This is a genomic window from Acidobacteriota bacterium (assembly GCA_030949985.1).
Lineage (GTDB): Bacteria > Acidobacteriota > Polarisedimenticolia > J045 > J045 > JALTMS01.
In genome coordinates this window covers 84,569-91,833 of the sequence record JAUZRX010000063.1, presented here as the reverse complement: position 1 = coordinate 91,833, position 7,265 = coordinate 84,569, and the positions used below count along the sequence as shown (strand labels likewise).

The 7,265-nt window shown below is 70.3% G+C and carries 4 protein-coding genes; all 4 read right to left on the bottom strand.

Annotated elements, in window-relative coordinates; all coding sequences use genetic code 11:
* Positions 1-8: 8 nt before the first annotated feature.
* A complete protein-coding gene (locus tag Q9Q40_13115; GenBank protein ID MDQ7008161.1) occupies positions 9-2,666 on the bottom strand; it encodes a hypothetical protein in 2,658 nt (885 codons plus the stop codon).
* Between the two features lie 148 nt (positions 2,667-2,814).
* Positions 2,815-4,392 (bottom strand): glycerol-3-phosphate dehydrogenase/oxidase, encoded by a 1,578-nt coding sequence (locus Q9Q40_13110; GenBank protein ID MDQ7008160.1) that lies wholly within the window; start codon positions 4,390-4,392, stop codon positions 2,815-2,817.
* 6 nt (positions 4,393-4,398) lie between these two features.
* The gene (gene lnt, locus Q9Q40_13105; GenBank protein ID MDQ7008159.1) at positions 4,399-6,075 is read right to left on the bottom strand and encodes an apolipoprotein N-acyltransferase; all 1,677 of its coding nucleotides are present in this window, start codon (positions 6,073-6,075) and stop codon (positions 4,399-4,401) included.
* Complete coding sequence (locus Q9Q40_13100; GenBank protein MDQ7008158.1) at positions 5,964-7,265, bottom strand: beta-ketoacyl-[acyl-carrier-protein] synthase family protein; 1,302 nt, start codon at positions 7,263-7,265, stop codon at positions 5,964-5,966. Before Q9Q40_13100 ends, lnt begins: the two co-directional genes overlap by 112 nt.

The following is a 7,265-nucleotide window of genomic DNA, read 5'->3' as shown; positions in this document are numbered from 1 at the left end:
CCCGGCCGCTAGGGGCAGGCGGCGGCGTCTTCGTGGGCGGTCACCGAGCAGAAGCCCACGCCGCTGTGGGGTCGAGGGGTGCCGTCCGAGCGATGGCCGTGGGGGCCTTCGATGCCGTCCGTGGTGGCTGCGGCGATCTGGAAAAACAAACTCTGGCCCGGTGTGCCTGGCATGGGGACTACGCTTTGGCCGCCGCGGGAGAGCCCGCAGATCGCGCCGTCGTAGGGCCCCTCGGCGACCTGGTTCAACGGGCCGTGGAAGAGGTTGTAGCGGGCGGCGGTGCAGGTTTCGGTGTCGTAGTCGAGCCAGAGATCGCCGTCAGCCGTGCGGGCGGCGCGCATCGCGTGACCGCCGCCGGCGGCGCCGTCGGGAACGGCTACGGCGACGGTCGAAGCGGCTTGCAGGTAGAACATGCTGCGGCCGTGGGTCGAGGCGATCAGGCGGCCGTCGGCCACGTGCTCGAAAAGATCGGTTACCGCGGCCAGGGGCAGACCATCGGAAAAGCCGGTCCAGTTGGCGCCGCCGTCCAGGGAACGGTAGATGCCCAGGTCGGTGGCCGCGAAGAGGATTGCCGTGTCGCCGGGGTCCGCTACCAGGTCGTTGACCGGGACGTCCGGCAAATCTCCGGTCACGTCGGTGTAAGTGGTTCCCCCGTCGGTCGTCAGCATGATCTTCGGGTAACCGTAGCCGCCGAGCACGATCCAGGCCTTGGCCGGATCGGTGCCGTCGGGCACGACGCGGCGAATGTTGCGATTGGGAAGGTTCTGCTTGACGTTGTCGAAAGCCGGGTTGGGGGCGAGGGCTCCGGTGGTGCGGAAAAGTCCGCCGAACTCGTAGCCGACCCACAGGACGTTGCGATCGGCCGGTGAGACCGCCAGGGCCGAGACCATGCGGCCGTAGTAGATGGGCCCGAGAATGTCGTCCCATGGCGTGTCATGGAAATCGACCGTGCGGTAGACTCGATGGGTGCCGACGTAGAGGGTCGAGGCATCAGAAGGGTCCTTTTCGATGATGCCCACCCAGGCCCGCGGATCGTCGGGCTTGATGCCGCTCTCGGCGTTCTGCCAACTGGCGCCGGTGTCCAGGGAACGGCGCAGGGCCGTGTTCTGGTACTCTCCCATCAGGCGTGAACCGGCAATGGCGCACATCCCGCCGTCGCCGCCGAGGACGATCGCCCAGCCGTCGGCGTCCCGCCGGCGATGCGACCCCCTGTCCTGGGTGCCGCCCATCAGCATGCCGGCTTCCACGTCACTGCTGCAGGCTCCGTAGTACTGTGTCGTGGGCAGGCCGAGGCTGATATTGGTGAAGGTCTCGCCCCAGTCGGTGCTGCGATAGACACCGCCGTCGTTTCCCACTACCACCTCGCCGTCGGGACCCGTCAGAAGGGCGTGGTGGTCGACATGAATCGGCGCAGAGGTTTGGGTCCAGCTCGCACCGGAGTCTCGGCTGATATGAAAACCCACACCGCCCAGGTAGATGGTCGAGCAGTCGTCCGGGGCGATGGCGACCGTGTTGTCATACCAGCACTGGCCGCCGCAATGGGCCGGCGCCTGGCTGACTTGGCTCCAGGTCACGCCGCCGTCGGTGGAACGATAGAGGCCTCCGCCGTTGGTGCCGGGGGCGACGACCATGATCTGGGGATCGGCCCGGCAGATGTCCAGCACGTTGCGACCGAGGTCGGTGGGCAGGCCCCCCTCGACCTGGACCCAGCTTCCACCGGAATCCTCGCTGCGCCACAGGCCGCGGCCCCAGATCGAGGCGAAGATTACCGACGGTTGGTTCGGCCGGAAAGCCAGGTCGGTGCCTCCCGCGTCGGTGGGCAATCCGCCCCCTACCTGGGTCCAACTCGCCCCACCGTCGTCGGAACGGTAGATGCCCGCGGCGCCGCAGGCCCACAGACGCTCGGAATCCGCGGGGTCCACTTCGAGGCAGCGGAAAGAGGCGGAGAAGCGATCGGAAGCGGTCCAGGTCAACCCGCCGTCCGTGCTGCGCAGCACACCGATACCGCCGTAATTGTCCACCGCGCCGTTGCCTTCACCGGTGGCCCAGTACAGGCGTCGGGGATTGCGGGGGTCCGCCGCCACGGCTCCGGAGGCCTGCGTCGCCTCCCGATCGGTCAGCGGTTCCCAGTGGCCGCCGTTGTCCCGGGTGAGCCAGGCCCCGCCATCGGCCATGGCGGCCAGCAGCCACCCTTCCCGCCCGGCCACCCGGGACAGGCCGGTGACGCGGCCGGGGATGAGGGTCGGACCGACGCCGATCCAACGTCCGGTGAGGGGAAAGGCGGCTGCGTCTCCCGCGCTTGCGGCGGGGCTCGCCGGGGAGGCAAGCTGCCTGAGCCAGGCTTGGTGGCGCCAGTTTTCGGGGATCGGCCGGTCGAAAGGGGCGAGCCGCTGCTTGAGCCAGTAGTGCAGCCGCATCACCCGGTTGTCCGCCACCCCCGCGGCGATCTGCTCGAGCGTCCAGCGGTAAGCCGGCTCCGGGGTCAGCCATTCTTCGGCTTCGATGGGGGTCCAGCGTCGCAGGCGCTGCCCGAGGGGGGTGGGACGTTGCTCGGAGCGGGCGGCGCTGCGGTCGGGGGGTGCGCTCGGATCCTCGCCGAGGGAGGGCACGGAACCGAGCAGGACGAGCACGGTGAAGGCTGCAAGCAGGTCGCGGGCAGTGGGCACGAACGTCTCCTCCGCTCCCGCCGGGCCTCCCGGGAGCCGACCCATGATCTACGGTGAGCCACCGGCGGGAGCAAGGGCGGCCCCGGTTTGACGTCGAAGCGTCCCGGGGCCGGTGCCCGGAGCGCGCCGCGGGGAACGCCGGGGCGTATCAGCCCGGAAGCGCGTAGATCCCGCGGGATTCGGTTCGCCAGCGCTTCCACTCCCGCTCGCTGCGTACGGGGCTCCAGCCGGCGATCCGGGTCATCACGGCCAGGGTACGGCGGGCCGTCCGTTCGGCGTCGGGGTCCCACTCGGGGAGGCGCCAGCGGAACAGCAGGTCCGAGAGGGTGCGCAGGGCCTCGTGCTGGAGGGCCCAGGTGATCTCGGCCTCGAAGGGGTATCCCCGGGCGGTCAGCGGCTGCGCGGCGCCGGTCGCCAACACCCGCTGCCACCGGGCCCCATAGAGGCCGACCCACCAGCGGGCCTGCTCGGGGGAGTGACCGGCGGCCACCACCGAGGCCTCGAGGCTCTGGGGGTTCTCCCCGCCGGAGCGCTCCAGCTCCTGGCCCGGTTCCGCGCGCAGCCGGCCATGGCCGAGCACCTGGGCGGCGGCCCGGGCGACGGAGCGGCCGACCCGCCTGTGGGTCGTCAGCTTGCCTCCTGCTACGGTCAGGCAGGGGATGCCGGCCACCTTCTCCCGGAAGACCTTGTGGCCGCGGCTGAGTCGGTCGGGATGGCCGGCCCCCTCGACCAGGGGGCGGAGGGAGGCGAAAGCCGTGCGGGGCTCGAGGCCCGGAAAACGGTGCTCGAGCATCTGCTCGAGGTAGCGGATGTCGCCGGCGGTGGGCTGCACCCGGCTCGCCGGCCGGCGATCGTCGTCGTCGGTGGTGCCCAGCAGCAGAGTTTCGGCCTGGGGCACCGCCAGCACCACGCGGTGGTCGCCTGGATGCTGGTCGATCAGGGCCGCCCCGGCTGCGGCGGGCACCACCAGGTGGGCGCCGCGGGTGGGGCGTACCAACGGCCTGGTGCCGGGGAGGCCCACCTTTTGTCGGAAGCGGTCCACGTCGGGGCCCGTGGCATTGACCAGCGCCCGCACCGAGCAGCGGGCGATTTCTCCCGTCAGGGTGTCCCGCACCGTCGCCCGGGCCGATCCCGGCCCTTCGGGCTCGATGCCGAAGAGTTCGCAGCGTGGCCCGAGCCACGCGCCGTGGCTGCGGGCGGCCAGGGCCACCAAAAGGGTCAGTCGCCGGTCGTCGGTGACGGCGTCGTGGTAGAGCAGGAAGCGCGTCCCCGTTTCGAAACGGGTTTCGGGAGGGAGCAGAGCGGCGGCCTGCTCGGGTGGAATGGAGCGGCTGGATGGCCAGGCGCCGGGGGGGCGAGCCAGGCGGTCGTAGATCGCGAGTCCCGCGGTGGCCAGTGCCCGCCAGCGCCAGGAGGCGCTGGGCTCGAGGGGCAGAATGAAGGGCAGGGGGCGGACCAGGTGGGGCAGGGACTGGTGCAGCACCCATCGCTCGTGGAGGGCTCGCCGGACGAGGGACAGTCGCCCCGCCGCAAGGTAGCGCAGGCCCCCGTGGATCAGGCGCGACGAACGGCCCGAGGTGCCGCTGCCGAAGTCGCGGCGTTCTATCAGGCCCACCCGCAGACCCTCCCGGGCCGCTTCCCGGGCCACCGCGCATCCGGAGATGCCTCCGCCCACCACGAGCAGGTCGAGGCGGCGACCGTCGATCTGCGCGATGGGTGTGCTCAAGGTTGCTCAGACGGCCCGCCGCCGGAAGATGCCGAAGGCCAGGGCCAGGGCGACGAACAGCAGGTCCAGGCCCACCAGCCAGTCTCCATGGCGGGCGTAAAAAGTCGGTGGCGTGGACGAGGGGCGGATGGTGCCCCGCAGGATGGTGCTCTCGGCGACTCCCGTGCGGGCCTGCACGTGGCCCAGGCGGTCGGCCAGGGAAGAGACGCCCGAATTGGCGGCCCGCACCACGGGGACATCCAGTTCGCGGGCCCGGGATCCGGCCATGGTGGCGTGCCAGGCGGGAAAGACGCTGCGCCCCCACCAGGCGTCGTTGGTCATCACCACCAGCAGGTTGGCACCTTCGTTGCGATAGCGCCGGGCGAGCTGGGGGTACATCCCCTCGTAGCAGATCAGCACGCCGATGCGGGCCGCCCCCACCTGAAAGAGGGTCGGTCGGGGCCCCGGCGTGAAGTTCCCCAGCAAGGTGAGGTAACCGTCGCCACCCTTGCGCCTGGAGGGGTCCCAGCCGATCAGGTCCGCGAAGGGGACGCCTTCGGCGAAGGGCAGCAATCGCTGCTTGCCGTACCATCGGCGGGCCGTACCCCGGGGTGTGGCCAGGGCGGCGCCGTTGTAGAGCTTGCCCAACCGCCGATGGCCATCGGTGCGATCCCAGGCGAAGAGATCGGCGCCGTAGAGGATGGGGACTCCCACTTCGCGGGACAGTTGCGAGAGGTCTTCGTCGGCGAAGGGCGAGGATGTGCGCCAGATCACCGGGCCCGGTCGAGCCGATTCGGGCCAGAGTATCAGGTCGGCATCCTCCGCCGCCTTGCGGGTCATGCGCCAGATGCGTCGCCGGAGACGGGGCCACTGTCGGGGATCCTTCTTCTCGTCGACGGTGGCGAAGGGCTGGACGATGCTCAGGCGCAGGGCGGGCAGGGGGTTTTCGTGTTCGCCCGCCAACAGGGGGGCCGCCAGGCGGGGCAGGCCCCAGCCGGCCAGGCTGCAGGCGGCAAGCAGTGCGGCACGGCTCCGGCGGCCGCCCTGCCAGGAGGTCCACGCGGCCAGCATCCCGGCCGCGACCAGGCACATCCAGAGGGGGACGACGAAGGGGCCGGTCCAGGCGGTGATCGCCAGCCAGTCCGGCGACGCGCCCATGCCGTGGGCCAGCAGGTCGGCCGGAAAAGAAAGGTCGCTCAGGGTGCGGACCTTCTCGAGAATGACCCAGATCAGGCCGAAGCCCACCGCCCGGGGCAAGCCCGTGCGTCGCTCGAGCCAGAACGATCCCCAGGCTTCGAGGACGGCGAAGGGCAGGATGTACGCGATGGCCAACAGGTAGAAGACGATGGCCAGCGGTGAGTATCTCAGCAGGGCCAGCAGGAAATGGGCGGAGACCGCGTAGCGGGCGAAACCCATGGCCAGGCCCAGCTTGACGGCGTCACGGCCGTCGCGCGCCCGGCGAAAGGGGATCAGGAAGAGCAGGAAGGCGACCCAGTAGAAGGGGGCCAGGCCGAAGGGCAGCCACAGCCCGGCCCCGACCGCTCCGGCGGCCAGGGCCAGGGCCGGCGAAGGGGCCTTGGCATCCCCTTCGCTCAGGACGCGCGCAGCACCAGGCTGGCGTTGTGCCCGCCAAAACCGAAGGAATTGGAGAGGGCCGCCAGGTCGCGAAGGGGCTGGTTTTTCCTGGGGAGGTTGAGGTCGCATTCCGGGTCCGGATTCTGCAAGTTGACGCAGCGATGCGCCACTTCGTCCGCCAGGCTCATGGCGGTGGTGATCACTTCGAGGGCTCCCGATGCGGCAATGGCATGGCCCGTCATGGCCTTGGTGGAGGAGACCAGCGTGTCCCAGACGCGGTTGCCCATCACCTGGTGCAGGGCCTTGCTTTCCGTCGGGTCGTTGAGCCGGGTGGATGTGCCGTGGGCGTTGACATAGCCGATCTCGTCGGGGGCCGCGTCCGCCGCCGCCAGGGCTCGCCGCATCACCCGCACCATCTGGTCACCGGAAGGCTCGAGCTGCATCATCGAATGGGCGTCGCAGGTGGCCGCATAGCCGTCGATGCGGGCATAGATCCGCGCGCCGCGGGCCCGGGCGTGGGCCTCGCGCTCGAGGACGACGATGCCCGCGCCTTCGCTCATCACGAATCCATCGCGGTCGGCGTCGAAAGGACGGGAGGCGCTCTGGGGGTCGTCGTTGCGGGTGGAGACCGTGCGTAACAGGTCGAAGCCGATCAGGCCGTAGCCGTCCGCGTCGGAGAGCACCCGCTCCACGCCGCCGGCAAGGACGATGTCCAGTTCGCCGTCCCGCAGCAGCCGCCAGGCATCGCCGATGGCCATGGTGCCCGCCGCGCAGGCCGTGGCCACCGCCTTGCACTCTCCCTTGAGCCCGTACTTGATGGCCACCTGGGCCGGTACCGCGTTGGGGATCAGCATCGGCAGGGCGTAGCGGGAGACCCCGGTCAGGGGCCCTTTCCCGACCCAGTTGCGGTGGGAGCGTTCCACGGTGATCAGGCCGCCCACGCCGGTGCCGAGGATCACCCCCGCTCTTTCGCTGTCGATTTCCAGCACCCGAAGGACCGGTTTGCGTCCCTCGGTGGGTTCGAGCGCCAGGCCCGCGTCTTCGAGAGCCATGCGGGCGGCGGCGATGGCGAATTGGGTCGCGGGATCCAGTAAGCGGGCCTCTCTTTCCTCGATGCCGAAAGCGGTGGGGTCGAAATCGTCCACGGGCGCCCCGACCCGGGTCTTGATGCGCTTGTCGAGCCAGTCGAAGTCGATCCGGCGCGCGCCCACCCGGCCTTCCATCAAGGCACTCCAGAACCTTTCCTTGCCGATTCCAATGGATGAAATCGGGCCCACTCCCGTGATGACGACCCCCTCTCCCCGGACGCTCCCCATCAT

Excerpts from the sequence above, each read along its gene's own strand:
- Q9Q40_13100 (MDQ7008158.1), bottom strand. The coding sequence starts at position 7,265 with ATGATGGGGAGCGTCCGGGGAGAGGGGGTCGTCATCACGGGAGTGGGC.
- lnt (MDQ7008159.1), bottom strand. The coding sequence starts at position 6,075 with ATGCGACCTCAACCTCCCCAGGAAAAACCAGCCCCTTCGCGACCTGGC.